The 26,341-nt window shown below is 41.4% G+C and carries 23 protein-coding genes; all 23 read left to right on the plus strand.

The features are described 5' to 3' along the window. Window positions 1-6: 6 nt before the first annotated feature. The 23 genes from C4S54_RS00095 (at window position 7) to C4S54_RS00200 (ending at window position 26,118) form a co-directional block, all read left to right on the plus strand. Window positions 7-2,739, plus strand: a complete 2,733-nt coding sequence (locus C4S54_RS00095; protein ID WP_103867731.1) for a hypothetical protein — start codon at window positions 7-9, stop codon at window positions 2,737-2,739. 12 nt (window positions 2,740-2,751) lie between these two features. Further along, the gene (locus tag C4S54_RS00100) at window positions 2,752-3,345 is read left to right on the plus strand and encodes a DUF4255 domain-containing protein (RefSeq protein ID WP_022774825.1); all 594 of its coding nucleotides are present in this window, start codon (window positions 2,752-2,754) and stop codon (window positions 3,343-3,345) included. A 5-nt stretch (window positions 3,346-3,350) separates the two neighbouring features. Beyond that, a complete protein-coding gene (locus tag C4S54_RS00105) occupies window positions 3,351-4,154 on the plus strand; it encodes a hypothetical protein (protein ID WP_103867732.1) in 804 nt (267 codons plus the stop codon). After that, entirely contained in the window at window positions 4,147-4,536 is a 390-nt protein-coding gene (locus tag C4S54_RS00110; RefSeq protein WP_022774822.1) for a DUF4280 domain-containing protein, read from the plus strand. Before C4S54_RS00105 ends, C4S54_RS00110 begins: the two co-directional genes overlap by 8 nt. 20 nt (window positions 4,537-4,556) lie before the next feature. Further along, a complete protein-coding gene (locus C4S54_RS00115) occupies window positions 4,557-6,257 on the plus strand; it encodes a phage tail sheath family protein (RefSeq protein ID WP_103867733.1) in 1,701 nt (566 codons plus the stop codon). A 22-nt stretch (window positions 6,258-6,279) separates the two neighbouring features. Continuing rightward, window positions 6,280-6,777 (plus strand): phage tail protein, encoded by a 498-nt coding sequence (locus tag C4S54_RS00120; RefSeq protein WP_022774820.1) that lies wholly within the window; start codon window positions 6,280-6,282, stop codon window positions 6,775-6,777. A gap of 62 nt (window positions 6,778-6,839) precedes the next feature. Next, window positions 6,840-7,202, plus strand: a complete 363-nt coding sequence (locus tag C4S54_RS00125; protein ID WP_022774818.1) for a hypothetical protein — start codon at window positions 6,840-6,842, stop codon at window positions 7,200-7,202. Then, on the plus strand, window positions 7,178-7,402 hold the full coding sequence (locus tag C4S54_RS16350) for a DUF6760 family protein (protein ID WP_026663926.1): 225 nt from the start codon (window positions 7,178-7,180) through the stop codon (window positions 7,400-7,402). Before C4S54_RS00125 ends, C4S54_RS16350 begins: the two co-directional genes overlap by 25 nt. Window positions 7,403-7,414: 12 nt before the next feature. Continuing rightward, window positions 7,415-8,566 carry a hypothetical protein gene (locus tag C4S54_RS00130; protein ID WP_103867734.1) on the plus strand — a complete coding sequence of 384 codons (1,152 nt, stop codon included), beginning with the start codon at window positions 7,415-7,417 and terminating at the stop codon, window positions 8,564-8,566. 34 nt (window positions 8,567-8,600) lie between these two features. Beyond that, window positions 8,601-10,472, plus strand: coding sequence for a hypothetical protein (locus C4S54_RS00135; RefSeq protein ID WP_103867735.1), 1,872 nt, complete (start codon window positions 8,601-8,603; stop codon window positions 10,470-10,472). Between the two features lie 2 nt (window positions 10,473-10,474). Continuing rightward, window positions 10,475-11,413: a CIS tube protein gene (locus tag C4S54_RS00140; protein ID WP_103867736.1), complete on the plus strand. Its 939-nt coding sequence runs from the start codon at window positions 10,475-10,477 to the stop codon at window positions 11,411-11,413. A gap of 21 nt (window positions 11,414-11,434) precedes the next feature. Then, complete coding sequence (locus C4S54_RS00145) at window positions 11,435-12,337, plus strand: CIS tube protein (RefSeq protein ID WP_103867737.1); 903 nt, start codon at window positions 11,435-11,437, stop codon at window positions 12,335-12,337. Window positions 12,338-12,351: 14 nt separating this feature from the next. Further along, window positions 12,352-13,977, plus strand: coding sequence for a phage late control D family protein (locus C4S54_RS00150; protein ID WP_103867738.1), 1,626 nt, complete (start codon window positions 12,352-12,354; stop codon window positions 13,975-13,977). 31 nt (window positions 13,978-14,008) lie between these two features. Continuing rightward, a complete protein-coding gene (locus C4S54_RS00155) occupies window positions 14,009-14,821 on the plus strand; it encodes a phage baseplate assembly protein V (RefSeq protein WP_103867739.1) in 813 nt (270 codons plus the stop codon). Between the two features lie 13 nt (window positions 14,822-14,834). Then, a complete protein-coding gene (locus C4S54_RS00160) occupies window positions 14,835-15,293 on the plus strand; it encodes a GPW/gp25 family protein (protein ID WP_022774807.1) in 459 nt (152 codons plus the stop codon). Then, window positions 15,286-18,321, plus strand: coding sequence for a hypothetical protein (locus C4S54_RS00165; RefSeq protein ID WP_103867740.1), 3,036 nt, complete (start codon window positions 15,286-15,288; stop codon window positions 18,319-18,321). The genes C4S54_RS00160 and C4S54_RS00165 overlap by 8 nt, the downstream gene beginning before the upstream one ends. Window positions 18,322-18,346: 25 nt before the next feature. Beyond that, the gene (locus C4S54_RS00170; protein ID WP_103867741.1) at window positions 18,347-20,437 is read left to right on the plus strand and encodes a baseplate J/gp47 family protein; all 2,091 of its coding nucleotides are present in this window, start codon (window positions 18,347-18,349) and stop codon (window positions 20,435-20,437) included. A gap of 23 nt (window positions 20,438-20,460) precedes the next feature. Beyond that, window positions 20,461-21,564: a phage tail protein gene (locus tag C4S54_RS00175; protein ID WP_103867742.1), complete on the plus strand. Its 1,104-nt coding sequence runs from the start codon at window positions 20,461-20,463 to the stop codon at window positions 21,562-21,564. Between the two features lie 15 nt (window positions 21,565-21,579). Then, entirely contained in the window at window positions 21,580-21,879 is a 300-nt protein-coding gene (locus tag C4S54_RS00180) for an STAS domain-containing protein (RefSeq protein ID WP_103867743.1), read from the plus strand. A gap of 8 nt (window positions 21,880-21,887) precedes the next feature. Next, window positions 21,888-22,595: a cell division ATP-binding protein FtsE gene (locus C4S54_RS00185; RefSeq protein WP_103867744.1), complete on the plus strand. Its 708-nt coding sequence runs from the start codon at window positions 21,888-21,890 to the stop codon at window positions 22,593-22,595. Further along, a complete protein-coding gene (locus tag C4S54_RS00190) occupies window positions 22,585-22,833 on the plus strand; it encodes a hypothetical protein (protein WP_103867745.1) in 249 nt (82 codons plus the stop codon). Before C4S54_RS00185 ends, C4S54_RS00190 begins: the two co-directional genes overlap by 11 nt. Then, entirely contained in the window at window positions 22,833-25,244 is a 2,412-nt protein-coding gene (locus tag C4S54_RS00195; protein WP_103867746.1) for an ATP-binding protein, read from the plus strand. Before C4S54_RS00190 ends, C4S54_RS00195 begins: the two co-directional genes overlap by 1 nt. Window positions 25,245-25,257: 13 nt before the next feature. Next, window positions 25,258-26,118: a GNAT family N-acetyltransferase gene (locus C4S54_RS00200; RefSeq protein WP_103867747.1), complete on the plus strand. Its 861-nt coding sequence runs from the start codon at window positions 25,258-25,260 to the stop codon at window positions 26,116-26,118. The last annotated feature ends 223 nt before the right edge of the window (window positions 26,119-26,341 follow it).

The raw sequence follows: 26,341 nt of genomic DNA on the forward strand, positions 1-26,341 counted from the left end.
TAAAGTATGAAAATGCATGAGTTTAAGAGGAAAATTTCATACCTGATAAAAAGACTTCCGGTGGTCCTTGCTGTGATCCTTTTGATCACCAGTATCCCGGCTGTAAATTCAAAGGCGGTCTTTGATGAGAAGGATGCCATTAAGTTTCGTGTGTTTAAGAGCAGATATACCATCGATAATTCAGTTCTTTTCATCGGAACCTATGTCCTTCATATAAATGCCATGACAGATGATCTGTATGAAAAGGCCTCTGAATCAGCGAGCCAGTCGGGACAGTCTGAAGTTTACTATAAGTCAGAGCTTGCAGACGGAAGCTGGTTTGATATCGGAGATATCCAAAACGGTGTTGAGGGAATCTCAAACAGCGGAGTTATCGTACCTGAAGAAGAGCTTGATGAGCTTTATGTTCGCTACTACGCAGGGGCAGATGGTATCCTTATTGACCTGTTAAATGATAAGGGAGTTAATCCTTTTGATATTCCTGACCCTTATGATCTAAAGCAGCTTGAGGAGCTGAATCCTTTGTGGCTTCAGTACACCTATTCAACTGAAAGTCAGGACATTTCCCAGGATGATTTCCTTACGACCAGAAATTCCAAGGATAGCGGGAATTTAAGAAGTGATGTTTATTATTATCAGATCCTTAGTACATTCTTTAACCTGAATTTAAGGGATGAGACTACCAATAAGTATGATAAGCAGCTGGCAGCTTTAAACAGTATATATGCGGGCTACAAAGCAAATGGCAACCAGGATGAAGCAGAAGTTGTTTATAAGCTCATGAAAAAGGTTGATTCTGCAAGAAGGGCAATTGTCTTTGAAAAGCTTTCTCAGCTGGATGTAAATGCTCTTGATACTTTGTTCTCACTGGCAAACGGAGCTTATTATACAGCATCAGGAAACTTTAAGGATTCATCATCAGAAAACAATGCGGGAAGTGAGCCCTCTTATGTAAGAGAGATTCAGGATTCCCTTCAGTATGATTTTGAGGCAGCATCGGGTGCCAGCTGGTTCCAGGGATGGATGAGAAGCCTTGGACTATCCCAGGACAGCGATGGCTGGTGGAGAGTACTTGAAGAAGCAAATGAAAATGACAGCGATGATGATGACGACGATGACGATGAGGATGAAGAAAATACCAAGGACAAGGGTGATGCATTTAAGGTTGACAGCGGCATTACAGAGGCAATAGTGACTTGTATTTCCAACTGTTCAACAAGCTATATCACGTATTCTTCAGACGGACTAAATGACATAGATACAGTGCTTGGACACGCGGAATATGAGTACAGCACGCAGGTTCTGGAAAATACAAGCGGAGCGGAGCTTGGAGGACCTGTAGAGTATCTTAAGCACATTTTCAATATAAATGACGGAATTATTGCTGACGCTAATGGAGAGTGTTCTCTTTTGGAAAATTCTCTTTTGGGCCTTGCAAGAAATAAGTACTCTTCAATGGTAAATGGCGGAATCGATCCTGAATACAATTCAGTTCAGGGTGAAAGCGCCAAGCAGTCAGTACTTGAAAACCAGACATCAAAGACTGACGGATTATGTGCTGAACTAAAATTTATCCTTGATGCCATAAAGAACAGAAAGGCAGCTGCTGACTCTCTGACGCTTGTATATGAGGTCACGGATTGGGCAGAGGGACTAAAAGTAGGAGTTGTGCAGGATGATTACAGCTCTGCAGCGTATCTTTCCATCGAAACATTTTTAAATTATCTAAAGAAACTTGCAGAGGAAATAATAGCTTCAGATGAGAGCCTTCGCTCGGAACTTGATAAGCTGCGGGATAAAAAGAGCGAGCTTCAAAAAGAGCGTGATAAGTGCCTTGATAATAATGATCTTGCGGGAGCAAAGAAATATGATGCCATGATAGCGGCAGTTGATAAGGATATTGATTCACAAAATGGCAGTGGAAGCGGCGATGGTAGTGGCGATGGCAGTGGTGATGGAAGCGGTGGAAGCGGCTCATCAATTTCAGATGACCTTTTGGCAAAAGCCGTTGATTCTCTTCAAAATGATGCCAATGCAGATCTGTCAGATATAGCAGAGGCTTTGTCAGACCTTGGAGAAGATGAAGCTTTGGACGATCTGTTAGACCTTGCCGAAAAATCAGGAGCAGGAGCTGACACTTTGGATGGTATCAGGAATGCCAAAGATAAGGATACAAGCGGTGGTGCTTTATCTGAAGATGATCTCTTATCACTTTTAGAGAGCTTTTTTGGCAAATCTCTTGATGACCTTGATATGAAGGAACTTGCAATTGTTACGGCAGCTCTTTCAAAGTTCTACAGGATGGGAAATACACCGGCTGCGGCGCTTGCCTCAAGGCTTGCAACCAAGGGCGTAACAAGCAATAACATTTATTTCTACAGTCAGTGCCAGGGAACTCAGAGCAGTGAATATGTAAGCCTTAAATCTATAGGAGATGTGACGAGCTTTAGGTATTTCTATGATGATACAAAGAAGATCTCGACTATGACAAGCGGGGCAAAGATATACATTTTTACCAACGGAAGTGACGTGATGTATAAGAATTCCTACGGCGAAGACCAGGAGAAAATGAACAGCCCGGTTAAGCTTTCAGGCGTTCCTCACATATCAGAAGCAGATTCTGTCGTCTATTTCAAGATAGAAACCGAGTATGTTCCAAACTCGTCCTATGCAGTATGTTACACAACGCCTATGAAGGCAAGGGCAGAAGAATTTTTGGAACTTCTAAATAGTCAGTGATAGGAGCAGTGTATGGCAGATTATCCGATCATAGCAGATGTAAGTGCATATATTGTAAGGACTCTCAGGGAAAAGATGTGTCCTGAACCTATACCATCCCCAAACAATATAGAGATTTCTTCACCTGCATCTCAGGACGTTGACTATATTGTAGGACTTTACCTTTACGACATAAGGGAGGCAGTTCAGCTGTCTACTCCCAACTATGTACAGAGGGGAAGAGTCCAGTTATCAAAGCCGCCAAGGCCATATGAACTTTACTATATGGTCTTCATAAACGGTTCCTCCCAGATGGGACTAAAGGCACCGGATATACAAAAGATCATTGGTCGTGTTGCTCAGATCGTAAATGACAACAGCTCTGTACGACCCAATGAGTTGCAATCCTGGCTGGATACCCAGGAACCTCCAATAGTGCTGTCTCAGGCGAAGATAAGTCTGGAGGAGAAAGTAAGGGTGTGGCAGGCTATCAGCAAGCCCTATCAGATAAGCCTGTTTTATAAGGCGGCACCCGTAATGCTTTCAAGCGGTGAGATCATCACCACACCTCGTGTATCTGAAGCTGAATTTGGATTGTATTCAGTAGGAGAAGAAAGGAGGGAATAGCGTAAGTGAGTGCTTCTGTTATTCGTGTAAAGATTGACCTTGTACTAAGGCTTATCGACACGACCACAGGGGCGGCGGCCTCAGAAATAAACGTAAAGTTTATTGAAAAGGGCTGCGAGGTCAAGCCCTTATACAAGGGCGATGGTACATTCATATTCATAAATAAAGGCAGAGAGAATACTCTTATGCAGATCAGGGCTTATGGATATGAGGATATAGATATTGCCGTGAATTATGAAGAGCTTGATGAAAAAGCCCCTACCTGTGATGTTTTCCTGATACCGTCAGAGAAAGTCATAAGTGGCGAGCCGGTACTGGGCATATCCGGAAACCTCCCTTCTCTAAAGTCAATTGATGCAGTAAATCTCATGCGTCCTGTGTGCTCATTAAACGAGTTTGAACCTAAAAAGAAGCTGTTGTCAGTATTTAGCTTTGTTGCAGGTAAAAAGATAACTCTGGATGATGTGTACTACGGACTGGCATCAACTGATGAAAAAAGCTATGAAGAGTTTGTTGTTACAGATCAGAGCGGTGACAACAAAGTGGTTTTGAAAGATCTTATCCAGACTGAAGTAAAGCCAAATCGGAAAATATTCAGATTGCTCTATGGCAATGTGAAGGAAGATGGAAGCTTTATTTTCAGGATCAGGGATGATGCGACGGTACTTAAATATCTTATCCGCTTTAGGGCGGGGGATGAGACGTACTTCAGAGTCATCGATTTCAGAGAAGAAAATGGAAAGATCGATCTCATGGAAAAGGCCGAAAGATTGACTGATCTGGAGCCAAAGGAGGTGGAAAGTGAGTGAACTTGTAACGGCTGGAGCTACATGCATGTGTTCCTTCGGAACAGCACCTGCTCCACTAAAGGTTACCTCGCAGCTAAAGGTCCTTGCAAGCGGCAAACCTGTGGCAACTATCCAGGATTGTCAGGGACTTGCAAACATAGGGCCCTTTGGAATGTGTACGACCCTTACAAATCCAATGGTGGCATCAGCCACAGCAGCTGCTTTGGGAGTCCTGACCCCCCAACCCTGTATTCCTGTTCCGGCAGGAACATGGATACCAACTCATCCAAAGGTACTAAACAGCGGTAAGCCTTGTCTTACCTCTGACTGCAAGATGATGTGTGCATACGCAGGGCAGGTTTCGATTGTTAATCCAGGCCAGATCAAAGCTACAGCTAACTAAAAAATAGAAGGAGAAAAACTATGCCAGAATATTTATCACCAGGTGTATATGTGGAAGAGTACGATAATTCTCCACGGAGTATAGAAGGTGTGGGCACCAGTACTGCAGGATTTATCGGTCTTGCTGAAAAAGGTCCTATAGAGGGGGCACCACTCCTTGTAACCAACATGAAGTCTTTTAAACAGCAGTTTGGCGGATTTCTTCCTGAATTTCTCTATGGAGAATATAGATATCTTGCAAACAGTGTTGAGCAGTTTTTTGATAATGGCGGAACAAGATGTTATGTAATGCGTGTTGCTCCTCCAAAGGCAAAGGTAGCAAAGAAGAAACAGGGTATTTTATCTGTTGAGGCTGCTAACCCCGGTAAGTGGGGAGATAAGATCCAGATCTTTTTCTCAACAGGCAAAAAGCACAAGATGCAGCTTATCAAAAAGGTTGATACCGGCTATATTGCAAAGAGTGTTGATGGATTCAGAGAAGGAGACATCGTTGAATTCAATGGAACCTACAACAAGATAAAGACTATCTATGACAATGTAGTAGCTTTTGAAGAAGATATGCCAAAGGGCGTTGTTGACGATGCTATCGTTCCAAAGTCACTTGTTTATCTGGTTACTGTAGATGTAAGTGTCAGATATGGCGATGATGTTGAGAATTATTCAGAGCTTTCTTTTAACAGAAAGTCCACAAGATACATCGAGTCAAAACTGTCTCTCAGTAATATCGTAAAGATCACTGTTGATGACATGAAGGGCATTGGTAATCCGGTAGAAGCAATCCTTGGAGATGGCAATACTGACGGAATGTTCTTCCTTGAAGGCGGCGATGACGGCAACATTTCAGGTGTAAATGCTGCAACATTCATCGGTGAGGACAACGGCCCCGGAAAGAGGACAGGTCTTCAGGCATTTAAGGAAAACAATGTGATAAGCATGCTGGCAATCCCGGGTGTAACAATCCCTGAGGTAATTGTTGCTCTTGTTGGTCACTGCGAGAACTTAAAGAGCAGATTCGCAGTTATCGATATGCCGGGCGACATGTATAAGACAGCAGATCTTATCGGTTACAGACAGATGATTGACAGCTCCTATGCAGCTATGTATCATCCATGGATCCAGGTATTTGACAGATCCTCAAATAAGCCTGATTTTATTCCTCCATCAGGTGCTGTAATGGGTGTTTACTCAAGAACTGATATCAACAGAGGTGTTCATAAGGCTCCTGCTAATGAAACAGTCTTCTGTACAGGACTTAAGGTTAACTACACCAAGGATGAGCAGGACATCTTAAATCCTGAGGGCGTAAACCTTATAAGAGCACTTCCCGGACAGGGAATCAGGATCTGGGGTGCAAGAACAGCATCCAGCAATACCAACTTCAAATATGTCAACGTCAGACGTCTGTTCATATTTGTTGAAGAGAGTATCAAGGCTAACACCAACTGGGTTGTATTTGAACCAAACGATGCTTCACTGTGGCAGAGAGTCAGTCTTACAATTTCTAATTTCCTCGATACCTTGTGGAGAAACGGAATGCTGGCAGGAGAGTCCATTTCAGACAGCTACTTTGTAGAGATCGGACCTTCTACTATGAGCCGTGAGGATATTATGAACGGAAGACTTATCTGCAATATCGGTATCGCTCCTTCAAGACCTGCAGAGTTCGTAATCTTCAGGATTACACAGCACACTGCAGAAGCAGGCGGCGAATCTGAAGAATAATACAAAGAGAGGATAACACATTATGGCTGATGCATATAAGAATGATAAAAACTCTGATTATCCGTTAACCAAAATGAACTTCCTTGTCACAGTTAATAACATCGCAGGAACAGCAGCTTTCAGCGAGGTGACAGGAGTAGAGTCAACGGTAGAGCCAATCGAGTTCAGACAGGGTAATTCAGCTTCACTTGCACCGGTAAAGATTCCGGGACTTGTAAAGCACGGTAACGTTACTCTTAAGATGGGCTACATCATCAACAGCCCATTCAAGACATGGATCCAGGAGTGTGTAAGTGAGACAAGAGGTCAGATTCCTCGTCAGAATGTGACTATTGAGCTCATTGACATAAATCCGGGAGCACCGGCTCAGCTTGTTACAGCTGCAACCGGAACAAGGCAGTGGACACTTACAAATGCCTGGGTAACCAAATACTCAGCACCTGATCTTGATGCAAAGACAAGTGATGTAGCAATTGAGAGTGTTGAAATTGCCTATGAAGAACTTGTAATACCTAACTAAATTCATGGAGGCAGGGGCCGCTTTTGGTCCCTGCCAATAAACACATATAGAGGAGGCACATGATGGAAACAGTATATGAATTCACACTCCCTAAGGGATATGTTGATGGAAATGGGGATGTTCACAGAAAAGGCAAGATGAGACTTGCAACAGCAGGTGATGAGATCACCGCTACAAGAGATCCGAGAGTCCTTGCCAATCCGTCCTATCTGACAATAGTTATTTTGAGTAAAGTCGTAACAGAAATAGAGGGACTTGATGCTGTGACGGCTACTTCGATCGAGAGGCTCTTTACTGCAGATCTTGCTTTTTTGCAGGATATGTATCAGAGGATAAATGATATAGAACCTCCTGTAATGCAGTGTGTATGCCCTGATTGCGGCAAGACCTTTGAGGTTCCATTAAATTTTACTCAAGAGGGCTAAGGCTTTATCCAAAGGACGAGCTCTTTAAAGAGATGTCTTTTATCTCATACTACTTCCACTGGAGTGAAAAGGAAGTCCTTGAAATGGACCATTCAACGCGCCGAAGGTGGTGCAGTGAGATATCGGAGATAAATAAGAGTCTTAATCCCTCTAAGGAGAAAAAAGAAAAGAGTATTTTTGAACTTAAGGCTGACAGATAGAGAGGTTAGTTAATGGGTGTATTAGATACTATTGCTAAAGGCATAGATAACATAACAGGTAATAATAAAGCTGAATTTGATCCCATACCCAGTTTTAACTTTGTGCTGTGGGTTGAGGGTGTTTATTTTCTTCCCCTTAAATCTGTACATGTATTTACCAAGGAAAATGAGTTTGAATACATTCAGGAAGGCGGGGTCAATGACTATGTTCAGATGAAAAGAAAACCTGTGTCCAAGCCTTTTACATTTCAGGTTGAAAGATATGTAGATACGGGCTGGTCTAAGTTTTTGGACCCTTTGGCAAACGGTACCGAGATGATGCTTCCCATGTCTCTTTTTGTATATAAATCCAATGCCAAGCAGGGCTTTGCCAGTGAAAAGAGCGCAGAGGCCTGGGCTTCGAGGTTCTATGTATTTACAGGCTGTGTTGTGACAGCAAAAGAGTACGGAGAACTGAATGCAGAAAAAAGCGGACTTTTAGTAGAAACAACGACCATAGCCTACAGAGAGCTAATGGTTGTAAATAACCCTGTAGATGACTCCACGACGGATGGAAGATGGGATAAGTTTGACGATGACAGCGACTTTAAGAACAGCTTTGATCCGCTTACCTGGAGAGGGAAAGATGGCAGATTCGGAAAGACCCTTGAGCATACAGACAGGGTAAAGGTTTCAAAGAATGATATAAATCAGGAGTTTGGCGCACAGACCCTAAACGGCGGAGAACCAAGAGTTGAAGCTGACGGAACTATAAATGTATCTCCATATGCCATGCCGGATGATTTTGATGCTTCCAAGAAAACAATAAGTACTTCGCAGTTTGCACCAACAAGTCCAAATATTGTGACATCAAAAAATGATGTTCCTGAGAGGAAGATAAACGGAGAAAAACAGTCAAACGGAAAAGCTTTTGAGATGAAAGGTAAGGCGGATACGTCACCGGTTTCAGCTCATATTGCAGTTTCAAAACAGGATAAGGAAACCTGGAAGGTAAATGATCAGGTGGCACAAGGGGCCTTTGACATGAAAGATGTCGATTTAAAAAAGCCAAAGCCACATACAAAGAACGTAGCAACGTCGCCTGTTGATGGCTCAAAGCCGGTACCTGTTAAGTGGCCGCCCACAAGAAGAGCTCTTATGGCAGATATGTTATCCAAAAAGTAAAGCAAAAAGATCTAATGAGGGGAAGCAAAGGTAAATGCTTAAATTACTCGCACCAATTGAAATAACTGCAAAGACTACAATTGTAAATGATAATGAAAGCTTTACTCACAGCATTATGGCAGGCTATGACCTGATGAAGACAAGGATTGAGAAGACAGATCTTTTGCATGTGGTAAATACTCCTCCTGAAGTGTACATAGCAGAAGGGAATGGCTTTACCAGTATTCTTAACCAGAATAGTTCCAATCAGGTCAATTATGAAAAGATAGAGATAATAAATAATCTCATGAACAGCATAGTAAACAGCGCAAGTGTGGATCTTACTTACCAGATGAGGACCTTTGTGACAGATGCGCTCTACAAGCTTGGAATCCGGGATGACAGAAAATTCATGAAGAGCTTTTATGAGATTGTTAATGAGTACAAGGAAAAGAACAAGCTCATTGATATGTTTTTTTCTGATAATACAGAAGTAGAAAATATAAGAAATGCTCTGACTGAGCTTATAAATAACAGGGAGTCCCAGGACAACAGAAGGTTTGAGAAAACTGAGAATTTAAATCTTTACGAATCAATTTTTAACAGGCTTCAGACAGGGGCAATTTACCAGATAGTTTCAAACTTTGCACATACTCAGGAGACGAATCAGATAAGTGCAGAGGAGTTTTTAGTTTCAGAGCAGAATAATACAGCTCTTAACATGCTTATAAACAATATTGCTCAAAGTGCTGAGTTTAAAAGTCCCGAGATCATTTATAACTATGAAAATGAATATGAGCAGGAATACGCTGAAGGAAATGTTACCAATGAGCAAAACAGTAGCCTTGTAACTTCTGCAGTATTTCTTGATATGATAAGAAACCTTTATAACACAGGTTATGACAGATTCAGTTCAAACAGTAACACTTACTATGATTTTACAAGTACTATCTACAATTCATCCAATAACACATTTCACAGGCTCTACAATGAGACCTTTGTGGACAGGACAAGTAACAGACTTGTAGAGGAGTATGAAAATACCAATAAGGCAGAAATCGTAAATACTTACGAAGATAAGTCACAGATGAGCAGTGATGAGGTGCTTGTATCAGTACTTAATGAGATAAATATACAGAATGAAGAAAGACGTAAACAGTACACTCAGCTTATAAATCAGATAGAGAGAAAGTATAAAAACAAAAAGAAAAAGTTAAGCTTCAAAGAGACAATAAAAGATGCAAAGCTAGCCCTGAATGACAAGGACAGACTCATAGAAAAGCTTGAAGAGAGGGAGGAAGAGAGCGCTCTTCTCGATGATCAGATGAGGAAAGAAATCGAGCTTATTTTCCCTGATGAAGCAGGAAAGATATTTGAGACTGTTGCTAACTACTATAAAAACACTACAGAGGCGGGCGTATCTCAGATGACACAGCAGAGCATCAGTATGCTGATAAGCAATATCGAAGAAGTACGTCACCTTAACGAGGCAAGCTACCAGCAAAACGTTGAGATAAAAAATGAGATCAGCGAAGGGGCAAAGATAGTACACAACATCATTGAAAATGGTCCTGAGAATACAAGGACAGTTGAGACTGTAAGGGAAAATGTACCAAAGATTGAGAAGGTTCACAGAAAGAGCGAGACCATTTCCAGTGAAGATATAGAAGAGACACTAAATCAGTACAGAAGAAATATTACAAGAGAAATAAAAAATGAGGTGAAGCAGGAAACAGAGAGTATTCAGAATACCACTACAAACAAGGTAATAAATACCATAAACACAACGAAACAGGAAATAGAAACTCCTGATATCCGCAGGATGGTACAGGAGGGAGTTAACGCTTCGCTGGGAACCATAAGCGATAAGGTATACACGAAAATAGAAAGGCGACTTGCGAGCGAGAAAAGTAGACGAGGTTACTGATCATGGGTTTTGCAGATTTTATAGGCAGTGCGGCGAGCTCAGTTGGCAACTTTATAAAAGACAATACTTCTACAAAGAAGGCAATCCTGTGTATGGTAAATCCTTCTCTGGCCAATGAGTACAACACTTTTTCCATAGGACCTGTAAAGCAGCAAAACAATGTAAAGCTCTTTGAGCTTGCTGAAAAGGCCAATGAAAAGGAAAAAGAGCTTTTGGCAAATGCAGAAAGCGCTTTAAAGATATCCGATGTGGCCGGGAAGCTGCCAGGTTTTCTAAAAAAAAGTGATACTTTTGTGGAGTTCGAGGTTCAATATAATCCCAATTCCCTCAGGTTTGAGGCAACTGCAGGAGAACAGGTCTATATTCAGAACACTCAGAAATCAGCCTATGCAGATGAGCTTAAAAAGATCAATTCAAAGACCACCATATCACTTGATTTTCAGCTTGTTTTTGATGACCTTCAGATAGGCGATGCCTTTTCACTGGATACAGGAAGTCTTATATCCAATACAGCAGCAGAAAAGGTAAAGGATCTTACCAAGGTAGTTCAGGGCAAGAGCACTAAGCATACGGTGCAGCCCCAGATGGATATGCTGGTGGCAGCCATAGCAAGAGCATCTACAAGGCAGGTTATCTTTTTCTGGTCCAATATGAGCTTTAGAGGCGAGATCACAATTGTAAATGCCAGATATACCATGTTTAACACCAAGGGTAATCCTATAAGGGGCGTCATTGACTGCAGAATCGTCCAGAATGCCGAGATGGCGGAACTTAAATATGATGACAAATACTGGAATAAAAAATTTGAGAAGGTGTTTAAAGAGGGGAGCCCTCTGTCAGCTTCAGCGTTAAATGATGGTGGAGAGATGATGAAGAAGGCTCAAAAAGCTACAAAATTAAGCTCCGGTAATTTTTTCAATAACAATTTCTTTAGCTTTTAAGATTTTTGTAAGGAGATGCCTATGGGTTTGGGAAGTTTGCTTTCAAATGCTGGAAGCGCCATAGTTGATTCACTTGAAGATATAGCGGGTTTTAATGAGAAAGCCATTATAGAGATCACAGATATAAGTGACCGCAATCTAAAGCAGGAGGAACTGGAGAAATATAAGACCGGTTCTATGAATACAGGCTTTAGCAGCAGCTTTGCGGCCAATTATATTCAGTCTGACATTATGAGCAATGTATCTTCCGTACAGGGAAAACTATCTCAGATGGCAGGAGATGTTTTGGGGCTGTCAGATGAACAGCAGATAGCATCGTATCTGAGCGCTGCAAAGAGCAGGCAGTTTGTTGTTATGTTCAATCCCAGCGAGATATCTCTTTCAGCTCATGGTGGCGGCCAGTTTCCAAGTGAAATTTTTGAAGATTCACCCACAAAGAACACAGATCTTAGAAGCTCATCAATCCTTCCTGCAAAGGCAAGAGTTGAGTTTTCTGTCAGACTTCTTTTTGACAGGACAGATATAAGGGAAGCATTTATGGCAGATAAGGCAACTCTTTCAGGTTCAGGAATTGTTAAAGAAGGAATAAGTCTGGTTAAGAAGGCAGCAGGTAAGAAGAATGAGACTTCGGTTCAGAAGGAAGTGGAGGCCTTTATAGGAGCCATTAGAAACCCTAATACGAGACTTATCTCTTTTAACTGGGGAGATATGTGCTATGAGGGAATATTATCAAGAGTAAATGCTGATTACACCATGTTCAATATGAATGGTGAGCCATGCAGAGCCTTTGTGACAATAAGGATACTGTGCGTATCTGACAGGTATAAAGAGTCTGCTAGCGTCTTTGGTCAGAGATATGAAAAGTACTGGGGCAAAGATGATTCTGTATCAGCTGTGGCAGGAGCTATCAGCAGCATATTATAGGGGGTTACTTAGGGTTGGCTACTTATAACTACAAAGATCTGTTTGATAAGTACGAGTCTTTTTATGATTCCATATACTATGTGTACGTAGGGGACAGGGATATTGTCAATTCCAAAAAGAGCATTTATACGATCGATGATCTTTATGTGGAGCTTTCCTGTGAATATAAGGCTAATATTGCGACTTTTACCATAATCGGAGCTTTTGATGAGGAAGGCAAATCCTTTGCAGTAGATGAAGCCAAAAAATATATCATGCTCGGTTCTTCTGTGAAGATTGAAATGGGGCATGGAACTTCTGTAAGAGAGGTATTTAGAGGGTATATAGCAAGAGTTGCCTTTAATTATGACAAGGATTCAGCCAGAGCTCCGGGAATAGCTATTACGGCCATGGATGTGAAGGGCATCATGATGGTCAACTGTTATTCAAAGAGATTATCGGCCAAGTACTATTCTGATGCGGTGCAGGAAATATTTAATTCCATGACTTACCAGTCTCTTATTACCAGTCAGATAGTTACTTCCTATGAAGTTTCGGCAACTCCTGATAAGTCCATGATCCCGGGCACGGGAGCCCTTGGTGGGGCAGCAGGCGGCCTTGGATCTATGGCAGGTGGTCTTGGCGGCGCGGTAGGAGGACTTAGTTCCGTAACAGATAGTCTTGGATCTATGGCGACAGGAGCACTGGGGTCAGTTGCCCAGGGAGCTGTCAGTTCAGTAACAGGAAATCTTGGGAGTTCTGCGCAGGAAGCTCTTTCTGGGGCAACAGGTGCAATCGGAACAGCGGGCGATTTAACTGATGCAGCAGGAAGCCTTAGTTCTGTGGCGGGAAGTCTTTCAAGCGGATCTATACCGGGAGCAGGAAGTCTTCCAACTTCGGGGTTATCAAGCGCCACAGGAGCTGCGAGTGCCGCAGGTGCGGTTATACCTGACCTTCCAAATGACAGAATAGAGATGAACTGTGAGAGCGACTATGACTTTATTGTAAAAGCTGCAAAGAGGTTTAATTATGAGTTCTTTTCACTTGGTGGTTATGTGTATTTCAGAAAGGCCAAGGAAAATGCAGCTGTACTTATGGAGATAAATCCATCCTGCGTTATCTATTCCTACAATATCGAATATGATCTGACAGGGATAGTAGGAGCAGTTGAAGTAAGAGGAATAGATGCAGCAAAAGGCAGCGTTATCACTGCCAAAAGGAAAAACAGCAACAAGCTCTCGCTCGGAAGCAAGGCAAAATCTCTTGTTTCAAAGCAGACCAAGGTCTATTTTGATCCAAGTGCTGATACAAAAGAAAGTGCGGATCAAAAGGCTGAGTCTTTGATGGAGAGCATATCCTACAGGCTGGCTAGCCTGGAGATGGAAATAGCGGGACTCCCGGAGATAATACCTGGAAGTTACATCCAGATAAGCGGTATAGGAAGTGCAATTTCAAATACATATTACATCACAGAGACCGCGCACTATATAAATCATGAAGGAACCTACATTACAAAAATCATAGGAAAAGCGGCCACAATTGCTGATGGCAACAGCCCGCTCGGCGGTATAGGCGGACTTGGAGCGGCATCTTCAATTGCGGGCAGTATAGGAAGCGGCCTTGGAGATATAGGTAGTATGGCAGGCAGTTTACCATTCTGACAAAAACTATTTTTGGCAAGGAGGAGCAAAAATGCCACTTTTTGATATTTTTGATGAAGTAGCTCAAAAGCAGATAGAAAAGACTGACCTTGGTGAGAACAGGATGCTGGGGGTATATCTGGGAAAGGTTACGTCAAATTTTGATATGACTCTTCCGGGAATGGTGAGAGTTACCATTTATGCAAGGGATTATGATCAGGAAAAGCAGGTATGGGCGAGGATGAGCTATCCATACAGTGGCAGCAACTGGGGAGAGTACTTTTGCCCTGAAGTTGGAGATCAGGTTCTCATAGCCTTTGAAAATGGCAATATATCAAGGCCCTATATTATTGGCAGCGTTCCAAAGAGCACAGACAGGTTTGCCAAGGGTTGCATTGATATGAATAATGCCAATAAAAAGATCCGAACGAAAAATGGAAATTCCATTTCTTTTGTTGATAAAGCTGTAGGAGAAGGAGCCATGGACAAGATAACCATCTCAACTTCTACAGATGCCCATCAGATCGAGCTAAACAATGAGGGCAAACAGATCGTCATAACAGACAAGGATAAGTCCAACCAGATAGTTATGAAGACTGAAACAGGTCAGATGGAGATAAAGGCACAGACCAAGCTGACAATAAAGGTTGGAGAGACAATAGAGCTTACCATGAACGGCAATAACGGAACGGTTCTGCTTAAGTGCAATAAGCTAAAAACAGATGTTACCAATCAGGTTCAGATATCGGCAAACAACAATACAAAGATCGAGGGCGGAAATGTGTCACTGACAGGTAACTCAATGCTAAAGCTCGAGAGCAGCGGACCTGTAAATATATCTGGAACACCAATAAAACTTGGATGATCGGGGTAAAAAGATGGCAGATAATGGAGCACATTTAGGGACAGGTGCAAAGTTTCCCTTTGAAATTGATAAGGCGACAGGCAGGTTTATGACAGTATCAGGCAATCAGAGCGTCAAGGAATCAGTCTATATTATCCTGATGACTCAGCTGACTGAGAGGATCACAAGGCCTGATTTTGGCACGGATATCATGGGCTATACCTTCATGGATGTGAATCTTACCAGGATCAATATGATGCGCCGAAGCCTTACCAATATGATATCAAGGCAGGAGCCACGTATCAGCGATGTGGAAATAAATATAGAAATGTCGCCAAGTCAGGAGTACCTGATGATAAATATCGATTATTACGTGGCCCAGACCAACACAAGAGATAATATGGTATTTCCTTTCTACCTTAATGTTTCCGAAGAGGAAGAGCTTGAAGAAGAATATCACGAATCTGAGATAGAGGAAGAGATTGATGGATAAATTCAAGGGACATACTGCTGAAGAAATAGAAAACAGGATAATAGAGCTAAGTCACAGCTATACGCCTGAATGGCACTATGACAAGGAAAATCCGGATATAGGTGCAGCAATAGCCAGGATATTTGCCTCCCAAATGGAGGACAATGTTGGTATTTTGGATGATGTCCTTGAAAGATATCATGCGGAATTTGTAAATTTCCTTGACCTTACTTTAAAGCCTGCAAAGCCTGCCAGCAGCATTGTTGTATTTAACAGTATCGACAATGGCGGTGACGGGACTGAGGTTGTGCGTGGAACTAAGCTCCTTGCAATGTCTGATGGGGGAGAAGGGCAGGATATTGTCTTTGAGACAACAAGGAATCTTTTTGTGACTAATTCAAGGCTTGACCTTATCTTTATGGTGGACTATGAGGAGGGGTCAGTTATTCCTCTTTTGGGGCAGATGGCTCCGATTGAGATTTACGAGGGAGAGCTAAAGGCTGATCCTTTGGAAGAAAGTGAGATTGAAGAAGATGTAATGCCGGTTGAGCCGGTACTACAGCCGTTTACTTTATTTGGTGAGAAGGAAGGGTCTATTTGCAGGAGCGTTTTATCTCTTTATCACAGCTCACTTTTTGATGCCCAGGACGATCCTATATTTATCAGGTTTTCAGGTGGAGAAAGGCTCTGCAGCCTCATAAGTGAAGGAAAGATTGTTTTTAAGTATCTTACAAAAGATGGCGGCAGGGAGTTTGATGAGGTAGCTCTTTTGGAAGATGGGGTTACCTTCAGGCTCATCAAAAAAACTGAGTGTGAAAAGCTGGAAATTGGCGAAAAGGAGCTTTCTTTAGTGTATCTGGAGGCTCTTGTTCCTGTAAGAGAAATCCTGAAAGCAACAGAAATTGGCATCTCATCAAGTGGAGCAGAGCTTGAGCCGGAGTTTGTTACTGATGGAAATCTTGAGTACAACAAAAAATCTTTTGATATGTTTACAGACACTATTGCAATTTACAATGAGTGTTTTATTGGGCATGACAGATATTTCAACAAGCCCGGAGCTAAGGTGAACATATCTTTTGATGTGTCTTTTTTGGAAAAAGAGCTGTATGTCACAGCGAAACAGGAAGAAGAGGAGCTTAGTATCATTAAGAGAAAGCCAAAGGCAGTCTGGACTGATAAGGTCGTAGATTCTGTTATAAATGAGATTTCTTTTGAATATTATAACGGCCTTGGCTGGAAGAAGCTTTCTTGTGACTATGATGTCTCAACTATATTTGAGCAGTGTAAGGACGGCAAATATGAGATTTCTTTTACCTGTCCTGATGATTGGGAGCCTGTGGAGGTGGGAGCTTATTCAGGCAGATGTATAAAGCTTCAGATTCTGAAGGCAGACAACTGTTACCTCAGGCCTGCAATTCATCATTATCCGCAGGTAAAGAACATGGTAATGTCCTTTACCTATGAGGGAAAGTATGTAAATCCTGATAAAGCTGAAATGATATGCGGAACGAAAAAGGTTGATATCACAGGAAATCTGGATGAAGAAGAATTTGAGATCCTGGCAGGCAGCGATTACACAGGTGATGCCCTGTATCTTGGATTTTACAGAGCTATGAAGGCAGGCCCCATAAGCATTTTCTTCGATCTTGAGGATGCCTTTGGACTTACCGGCATCAAGTGCAGATATGAATACAGCACTATTGACGGTTTTAAGCCTCTAAGAGTACTTGATTTTACGGATGACTTTACAAGGCCCGGAATAATAAGATTTATTCCGCCTTCTGATATGCATGAGATGACCATAGAAGGACAAAAGAGATATTACATCAGGATTGTCAGAAACGAAAGACAATCTGATCCGGATAGACGCATGTTCATGCCCAAAATAAGAAATATCATGCTGAATGCTATTTCTGTTGAGAATATTTTTACCAGTGATGCCAAGGAGTTTTTCATTGATGAAAGTGCTCCGGATATGCATTTTTCTCTTGGGGCAGGGAATATCCTTGACGCGGAAGTCTGGGTAAATGAAAAGGGAGATATTTCAAAACAGGAAATAGACTTTTTGCTCAACAATTCACCGGACAGTATAAGGATTGATTACAACTTTGTGGGGGATGTTGCTGCAGTCTATGTGAGGTGGCAGGAGACAGAGAACTTTGACAGGGCTCTATCTGACAGGTGTTACGTTATAGACAGGCTTCTTGGTGAGATCATTTTTTCTGATGGTATAAAGTGCAGGATACCGAGGGTTACGGATGATATAGCTTTTGTTGCTGTTGTGAGGTGCACAAACGGGACAGAAGGAAATGTTGAGGCTTTTCGAATAAATGACCTGATGGGACAGGGAGTCTACATAGACTCACTTACAAACCCTGTAAAGGCCTATGGCGGCTGCGCTATGGAGACTATTCAGAAGGCTCTAAGGAGAGGTGCCGGGATCATTCATTCAAGAAACCGCCTTGTGAGCATCGGAGATTATGAGAATATTATCCTTAACTATTCGGACTCTATAGACAAAGTCAGTACCGTGGTCGGAGAGACAATAGATGGTAAAAAGAATCCGGCAGACATAACCTTTGTAGTTCTGATGAAGGACTTCATGAACGGCTCATTTTCTTTTCACAATATCGAAAAGCAGCTGAAGATGCACCTTCTTAAGAACTGTGAGATGGTGGTAAAAGAAGACAATGTCCATATTGTTGAGCCAACATTTGTAGACATTTCGGTTAATGCCTGGGTTGAAATCACAAATATCGATGACAGCTTTGAGATACAGAACCAGATAAAAGCGGTTCTGCAGGAGTACTTAAATCCTGTAACTTACATATCTCATACGGGATGGACAATAGGAACTATACCTAAAAAGTCTCAGATACTCATGAGACTCAATATCTTAAAGAGCAAAGCTATTGTCAAGAGAATAGCCATTATCTGTAAATATACGGATTACATGGGTGAAAAAGAGGTTGATCTTACAAAGCTTGAAGTTACGCCATTTATGATATGTCGAAGCGGTGATCACGTTATCAATATCATCTATGACTGAAAACTAAGTAAAGGTTGGGAAGACTATGCTGTTTGTAAAGGAATTACAAAACAAGCCCTATGCAGAGCGAATAAGTGAGGCAATGATGAAATTGCCTTTGATATCTCCCGAGTGGACAAACTATAACCCTTCAGACCCTGGGATAACTGTGCTTGAAAATCTGACAGCTTTTAATACTCTTCAGGGCGAGTCAATCACGAATATTTCCTACAGGGCCAAGGCTGCACTTCTAAAAATGGCATCAATCACGCCAAAAAAGGGTAAGTGCGCAAGACTCCTTTTATCTGCTGACAAGCTTGATAAACCAATCTATATAAGGACAGGTCAGAAATTCAGACTTGGAGATCTGTGCTTTGAAGCCGGAAGAAACATGAATGTGGGTGGAAGCAGAGTAGTTGGTGTGTACTCAAGATATGGTGATACATTCCACGATTATTCCTACTGTGTAGACAGAGAGGTAAGGCTGGGAGCAAGGATTTTTGGTGATAAGCCAAAAGTCGGTGATGAGCTTTACTTTATCATCAATTCAATTCCGGACGATATCAAGGATACTTACTTTTACTTTGAAGTTGATGGCAGCAACAAACGTAATCCCGTTGAAGACAGAGCCTTAAATATATTTGCGGATGCAAAGTGGGAGTACTATACAGAGCATGGTTTTGAGGAATTGAAGGTACGAGATTATACAGGCACTTTCCTATATAGCGGAGAAGTGAAGATTTCTTTTGGAAGCTCAAGGCCTGCAGTTTGCAAGGAGGCTCCGGAAGAAGGGTACTGTATCAGGGTTACTCTTACCAAGGCTGATTTTGACGTAAGACCAAAACTCCTTGGAGTAGAGGGATTTCTTTTTGAGGTGTGGCAGAGGGAAACTGAAGGTATATGCTATACCATAAACAAAGTTGACGGTATTGAAATAACATCAAATTTCAGCGATAATGAATATATAGCAGTATTTGCAAAGGAAGAGAAGGGATCAGCCTATAGAAAGTACGAACTCACAAGGGGTGACGGTCATGGAAGGTATTGCTACTTTGAAGAGACGGGCAGCCGCAGTTTTCGTATTTCTTTTGACAAGGAAAAATATGGGTATGAGCCTGTTAAAGTAAAGGACTGCGTAAGAGTCATTATCTATAACGAGGACATGATGCGCACCTATGATGTGGGCAGCGTTATAGGCTATGATGATCAGGAAATAGAGCTTCCTGTAAAGCATATAGTAAGAGACAGCTTCTGCCTGATCGCCAGAAGGGATGACGGAGAAGGCGGCTTTATCTATGAGTTTGTAAGACCTGAGAAAAATGAAGAGGATGCTCTTTATTATCATCTTCTTGAGAATGATGGAAAGATAATCATTGAAGATGCAGGGGATTATATAGGTGCAAGGCTCTATATCGGCATGATAGCTGTAAGTGAGGGCGAAAAGGGAAATATCCTTGCAGGAAATGAGCTTATAGCAGATAACATACCGGGTGCTTATTTTTATAATCCTTGTAACGGCGTTGGAGGGGCCTTTAGAGAGAGCCTTCAGAGCATGAAGGAAAGATTCGTTGAAGATATAAACACTCCATATACAGCTGTTACTGAAAAGGACTATGAGCAGATAGTAAAGACAACGCCGGGGCTCTGTATCAGAAAGGTTCACGCCTGCATAGATACAGCGGAAAATATGGTAAAGGTAATAGCAATGCCTGACACCGGCGATGAGAAGCCCTATTTGTCTGATATTTACATTGAAAAGATTACGGAAAGACTTGAGCAGAGAAGGCTTATTTCTACAAGAGTTGAGATTATACAGCCAATTTATACGCCGGTTGCAGTAAGAGGCACGGTGTACGTAAAGAGGCACTATAACGGGTGCAAAGAAAAGATATTAGAAGCTCTTGGCAGAGAGATTGATTATATGAGGTCGGATAAGAACTTTGGAGATGTCCTTGTATTTGAGGAGGTTTTCCATAGTATAGAGGCGCTGGACTGTGTTCAGTTTGTCTACGACCTTTCAATCACACCTGAAAATCCTAAGGTTGCAACACTTAAGGATTCTGATATTTACCCAAAAGAGAACTGCCTGTTTAGTCTTGGAAATGTCCAGATTGAAACAGTTACCTATGAAGACTAAGCGTTTGGCATAAAGGAGTTTTGATGGCTCAGATGGTGTATTCCATAAAAAAGAATAGACTAAAGAGAAGCTATATTAAAGGCTTTGATTTAAATGGTGATACAGAGCTTGTTCTTGATAAGAATAGTCTTTTTCACGAGATATTTTTATCGCCTTTAGACGGCGTTGAGAATGAGAGATACTGGGGAAGGCTCCATTTTGATATCAGGCTTTCAGAGGACATGATCTACTATGTCCATGTGCTTGCAACAGACCAGGATCAGTATTATGACGACGATGGAAGGCTTGTTGATATAAGCAGATACCTTCTTGATGAAAGTATTGACGTCACCAGAAAGGCCAGATTTATATCGGAACTTGGCGGCAAAAGATTTGTTGGCCTTAACGATATTCTTTTATATGAACTAAAGGGTAGATACCTTTATATAGGCATTGAGCTTTATGGCACAGAAGAAGCTACAATTTCCAACATCAAAGTGGATGCCATAGGCGATAATTTCATGAACGCTTTTCCGGAGATCTATAAGGAGAGGAATAGTTTTTTCCACAGGTATATGTCGCTGTTTTCAAGCGTTTACAACGATATGCAGGATGAGATAGACCATGTCTATGAGGTGCTTGATCTTGATACCTGCAGTACAGAGCTTTTGGTTACTTATGGAAGCTGGCTTGGAATCGACTTAAGTGGCGGCTTTTTGCCGGATGATGTTCTTAGGACCTTGGTAAAAGAACTCTACTATCTCAGCAAGATAAAGGGGACAAAAGAGTGTCTGACAAGGCTTTTGGAGATTTTAATCGGTAAAGAAATTATCGTAATTGAGCACAGTTATCTAAAGAATTTCGCACAAAATGTCGATACACATATATCAGAGGGAATTGGAAGTGGCTCGGTTTATGACGTTACTGTGCTGGTAAAGGGAAAGGTTTCTGAGGAATTAAAGCATCAGGTGTCCTTTATCATAGACCAGTTCAAACCGATCAGATCTAACATTACTTTGGTTCAGATGGACAATTCGGCAGTGCTTGATTCTAATGCGTTTATGGATATGAATGCAATGATCCCGCATGAGAAACAGATTATCCTGGACGAAGATGTATCTTTGGATGGCATTATTACCCTAAAATAACGACTGGAGAATTTCATGACTATTGAAGAAATCAAATATGATGACCAGATCCAACTAAATATTTCAGGAAAAATTGATACCATCACGTCTGCTGACTTCCAAAAGGCTGTTCTTGGTTCTTTCCAAAAGAGCAATAAGGTCATACTGAATTTTCAGGATGTGTCTTATATCTCAAGTGCAGGACTGAGGGCTTTGGTTCTTGGTGAGAAAACGGCTATTTCCAAGGGCGGAAGCATGAAGGTTATTAATACAAACTCATCTATACAGGATATTTTCAAGATGACAGGTATGAACAAGATATTTGATTTTAGCTAGGAGTGGCAATGATAAGATTCGACGCTGTAAAAAAATGTTACGGTGAGGAGACAAAAGTTTTTGACAATTTGAATCTTGAGATTGAAGAGGGGGATTTTGTATTTCTGACAGGAGAGAGCGGAAGCGGCAAGACGACTGTCATTATGATGCTTCTTCGGGAAATAGTTGCTGATAGCGGGGAAATTACATTTTTTGGTAAAAACATAGGGAAATTTAATAAGGCGCAGATACCTTTTTTCAGGCGGAAGATAGGTGTTATTTTTCAGGATTTTAAACTGATAGAAGAGCTTACCGTATATGAGAATCTGTATATGGCTTATCTTGCCATTGGCGGCAGGAAAAGAGATGCCGAAAACAAGATAACAGATGTGCTAACGATGATGGGGATTGACGGTTTCCACAAAAGATATCCTTCACAGCTGTCAGGCGGCGAAAAGCAAAAGGTCTGCCTTGCGAGAGCTCTTTTGAATAATCCAAAGCTTCTTTTAGCTGATGAGCCAACAGGAAACCTTGATCCGCAGTCTTCCGTTGAGATATTAAAGCTTCTTGAACTTATACATAATCATGGGACAACGATAATCATGGCAACTCATGATATATCGAATGTGAAAAGTACTTTGAGTGAAGATATATACAGGATGATCCACTTAAAAAATGGCTGTGCGTACGAGGTTTCAGGGAATAAAAGTGAGAGCGTGTTAAGCTATGGGACTTGATAGCAGATTAAATACCGATATCAGGAATTTAAAAAGAATTATCGAGCAGAAAAATGCTGATACGACCGACGAGATCGACCTTGATGAAGAAACATATATGTATGCAGACAAAAAGCCTATGGAATTCATCAATGAAGGAGAAGGCGTTTTTGATATAAAAAAGCAGACAGGCATCAATAGTAAAAAGAGCGTTTTCGACAGAACTGCTTTGTTTAAAACGAATAATGGAGATGACTGATGGCAAAGTATTCAGAGGATTTACGAGATAAGCCTTTTGAAAACTATAATGAATATATGCAGTATATTTTTGACTGTGTAAATACCAGCCTTGATAAGTACATTACACACATGAAATCCATCTATTCACAGGGAGAGGGCAATGGCTACAAGAATGTACTTTATCCTGATATTGAGATAGCCGGAGACAATGTGCATACAAAGCTGGAACAGTTTTATACTGACGCTGACAATGACAATGTTCAAAAGTCTGACGATGATGAAGATTCAGATTTTTTTGATGACCTTGATGATGAAGAAGGCGAAGAGGATGAGAATCTTGATGAGTCAGTGACTGATGAAGACGATATAGACGAAGAACTCCTGGCTCTTCTTGGCTCTTTTTCCGAGTCAAATGTAGATAATTCACTTGATACTTCGGGCGGTAAAGCTAAACTTGCAGAGAAGATCGCAGAGGATAAGCATGTAGGCGTCTATGACAGAATAAAAATGATAGAGGAAAGAGCGGAGCTTACTATTGAAAGTGGCGTTAAGCTGCCCTTCCATACGCTCTGCAAAAAGCTTGAATTTGAGCCCTTTACACTGTTTTGTTTTGCCTGCGGAATTTTGTCATCAACCCAGACAGATTACGCCGGAGTATTCCAGATTGTTAACGAGAATGGTAACCTTTCAGCACCTACCATAGAATCAGCCGCAAAGGTATTTTATGGAGCGGATTTCTCTATTACCGGTGCTTACGGAGATATGTCCACATGTCTTGAGCAGCTGCTTCCGATTCTTTCTCTGGATGTGGTTCCAAGCATGCCTTTCTCCACAGCTGTTTCTCCTGATAAGAGGATCATTGATTTCCTTTTTGGCCGTGACCCGGATAAGCTTGATGAGAACTACATCAGATTCTTTAGCATGCTCACCAAGAAGGAAGAGCTGAATCCAATAATGGCCAACAGCGGAATCATAGAAGCCATGGAGATTTCCTATGATGAGGGCTGCAGGATATTCTACTACTTTGGTGATGATGGAAGCGGCAGGAAGTTCTTTGTTAAGAAGTTCTGTGAAAAGAATGATCTGAAGGCAGTTGCCATCAACTGTAAAAAGCTCTTTAACTATGACTATAAGTTTGTAGAAAAGGCTCTGTGGTCAGTTACAAGAGAGTGTATCCTTATTGGCGCATGCTGTTGCCTTACAGACCTTTCATATCATGAAGAAGAAAAAGAGAAGTTTTTTGGATATATGGATCTTGCTTTTTCCAAGCTCACGGAAAAAGATATTTTAGTTTTTGCCATGAGTAAGGAAAAGATTGATTTTAGAGAAATCACGAAGATGCAGTTTACAGAGCTTGAGCTTCCTACTCCTGATACGGGAGAAAGAGAAGCCTGCTGGAAGTATTTTTCCCAGAATTATCAGCTTGAAGATGGCATTGATCTATTGGAGATGGCTACAAAGTTCCTGTTTACTCCGGGTAAGATACACGATGCTCTTGATCATGGAAGAAGGCTTTCTACCATGAAGAAGGAGATACTGATAAGCCGTGATACTCTGTTCCAGGGGTGTTATGCACAGATGAGTTCTGAGCTGACGCAGAAGGCTACAAAGATAAAGGCAAACTTTGGCTTTGAGGATATTGTTATGAATCCAAGCCAGAAGGAGACTTTGCTTCACGCTATTGACCAGATGAATTTCAGAAAGCATGTATATGAGAACTGGCACTATACCAAGAAGTACCCTTATGGTAGAGGCCTTTCAATACTTTTATTCGGTGCACCCGGAACAGGTAAGTCCATGTGCGCGCAGGTTATTGCCCATGAACTTAATCTTGAGCTTTACCGTGTAGACCTTTCAAAGGTTATCGATAAATACGTAGGTGAAACTGAGAAATCTATTTCAATGATCTTTAGAGAAGCCAAGAAGTGTAACGTCGTATTGTTCTTCGATGAGTGCGATACTCTATTTGCAAAAAGATCTGATGATGGTGGAAGTAACCAGGCCTCCAACAATAACAAGACAGCTCTTTTGCTGCAGGAAGTTGAAGGCTATGACGGGGTTTCAGTTCTTGCCACAAACTACAAGCACAATATCGACCCGGCTTTCTTTAGACGTATGAAATATATTGTAGAATTCCAGTTCCCGGATCCCGATACCAGAGAGATGCTTTGGAAAACTACAATTCCAAAAGATACACCACTTGCAGATGATGTTGATATCAGATTTCTTGCCGAGAAATTCGAGTTCGTTGGAGGTAATATCAAGAACTGTATTCTCAATGCAGCTTTTTTGGCTGCAGCTGACCCTGAAGCCGGTGATAAGGTGCATATGAAGCATTATCTTTTAGCTATTAAATATGAATTTGTTAAGGTAGGAAAAGTATTTACTAAGTCTGACTTTGAGCCATATGCGGATCAGGTTGGTCTATAAAAAGAGGTAAAAAATGTCCTATATTAAAGAGATAAACGGCAATGAGATGGACAAGTTCATAGAGTATATCCCTAATTCCATTATCATCGATTCTCTGACTAATGATAATTATATCTACTACGGGATAGTTGAAGATAATGAAGCTATAGGCGTTATTGTTATGGAAACAGACAGTGAGAACGTCGAGCTTACATATGCTTATGTGCTGCCGGTGTACAGAGGACGAGGGATAATGTCCAGGGCTTTGAATCAGCTCATCGTTGTTTATTGGTATAAGGGATATCAGAATCTCCATATGAGCTATAATCCCAAGCTTGCGCCCGCTATAGATAAATATGCGGATACAAATGAATTCGTTAAGATAGAACTTGATAATGCTTACTTTGAATTTAGTCTACAGGTGGCTTCAGAGAGTAAACTCTGGAGTAAGAAAATCCTTCACACAAGAAGAATGTCAGAACTGGATGAATCTCAAAAACAGATTCTTTATGCTGCAATAGAGGATCTTGGAATTGAGATATTTAACGAGATTGATACGGACCGCGGATATCTTATAAATCAGTCTATTGTATATATGAATAATGAGGTGCCGGAAGGTCTTTTGATAGTAGGTCAGGATGAAAATAAAAAGCTTGATGCAGAGCTTGTTTATTTAAAGTCCAAGGATGTTATGGCGCCTTACTACATGATTTCTGCTCTTCATGAGAATTTAGAGAATGACTATCCACTTGAAACTATAGTTTCTTTTTACTCAAAAAATGGCTATATGACAGGAGTTCTTGAAAAAATTCTTGGCACTAAGGGCTACCGCGAGATCATCGCAAGGTATGACCTTAGCAGAGTTGCAGTCTATAGTGATATACCGATAGTGTGATTTGCTGGCAGAAAAGCACTGTTTTGCATAAATTCAATCGCGTCTTATGAGGGGCTGTCGCTTTAGATGATTTAAGGTGCTCACTTACCTATTAAGGTAGGCGGGCGCCTTTTTGATATATTTATATTTTCTGAAACTGGAATGGGGAAGAGCGAAAATTTTTAATTGCTTCCTGACCGACTGTGTGATATTCTGACATGGCTGCAAAAATCTTATGCAGCTT

It is taken from the genome of Butyrivibrio sp. Su6 (assembly GCF_900108105.1).
Lineage (GTDB): Bacteria > Bacillota > Clostridia > Lachnospirales > Lachnospiraceae > Butyrivibrio.

Bases quoted from the DNA above. Each gene is read 5' to 3' on its own strand.
- C4S54_RS00160 (WP_022774807.1), top strand. From the start codon at position 14,835: ATGGCAGATAATGGAGCACATTTAGGGACAGGTGCAAAGTTTCCCTTT.
- C4S54_RS00120 (WP_022774820.1), top strand. From the start codon at position 6,280: ATGGCTGATGCATATAAGAATGATAAAAACTCTGATTATCCGTTAACC.
- C4S54_RS00185 (WP_103867744.1), top strand. From the start codon at position 21,888: ATGATAAGATTCGACGCTGTAAAAAAATGTTACGGTGAGGAGACAAAA.
- C4S54_RS00125 (WP_022774818.1), top strand. From the start codon at position 6,840: ATGGAAACAGTATATGAATTCACACTCCCTAAGGGATATGTTGATGGA.
- C4S54_RS00175 (WP_103867742.1), top strand. From the start codon at position 20,461: ATGGCTCAGATGGTGTATTCCATAAAAAAGAATAGACTAAAGAGAAGC.
- C4S54_RS00190 (WP_103867745.1), top strand. From the start codon at position 22,585: ATGGGACTTGATAGCAGATTAAATACCGATATCAGGAATTTAAAAAGA.
- C4S54_RS00130 (WP_103867734.1), top strand. From the start codon at position 7,415: ATGGGTGTATTAGATACTATTGCTAAAGGCATAGATAACATAACAGGT.
- C4S54_RS00170 (WP_103867741.1), top strand. From the start codon at position 18,347: ATGCTGTTTGTAAAGGAATTACAAAACAAGCCCTATGCAGAGCGAATA.
- C4S54_RS00135 (WP_103867735.1), top strand. From the start codon at position 8,601: ATGCTTAAATTACTCGCACCAATTGAAATAACTGCAAAGACTACAATT.
- C4S54_RS00140 (WP_103867736.1), top strand. From the start codon at position 10,475: ATGGGTTTTGCAGATTTTATAGGCAGTGCGGCGAGCTCAGTTGGCAAC.
- C4S54_RS00095 (WP_103867731.1), top strand. From the start codon at position 7: ATGAAAATGCATGAGTTTAAGAGGAAAATTTCATACCTGATAAAAAGA.
- C4S54_RS00155 (WP_103867739.1), top strand. From the start codon at position 14,009: ATGCCACTTTTTGATATTTTTGATGAAGTAGCTCAAAAGCAGATAGAA.
- C4S54_RS00200 (WP_103867747.1), top strand. From the start codon at position 25,258: ATGTCCTATATTAAAGAGATAAACGGCAATGAGATGGACAAGTTCATA.
- C4S54_RS00115 (WP_103867733.1), top strand. From the start codon at position 4,557: ATGCCAGAATATTTATCACCAGGTGTATATGTGGAAGAGTACGATAAT.
- C4S54_RS00100 (WP_022774825.1), top strand. From the start codon at position 2,752: ATGGCAGATTATCCGATCATAGCAGATGTAAGTGCATATATTGTAAGG.
- C4S54_RS00180 (WP_103867743.1), top strand. From the start codon at position 21,580: ATGACTATTGAAGAAATCAAATATGATGACCAGATCCAACTAAATATT.
- C4S54_RS00145 (WP_103867737.1), top strand. From the start codon at position 11,435: ATGGGTTTGGGAAGTTTGCTTTCAAATGCTGGAAGCGCCATAGTTGAT.
- C4S54_RS00195 (WP_103867746.1), top strand. From the start codon at position 22,833: ATGGCAAAGTATTCAGAGGATTTACGAGATAAGCCTTTTGAAAACTAT.
- C4S54_RS00165 (WP_103867740.1), top strand. From the start codon at position 15,286: ATGGATAAATTCAAGGGACATACTGCTGAAGAAATAGAAAACAGGATA.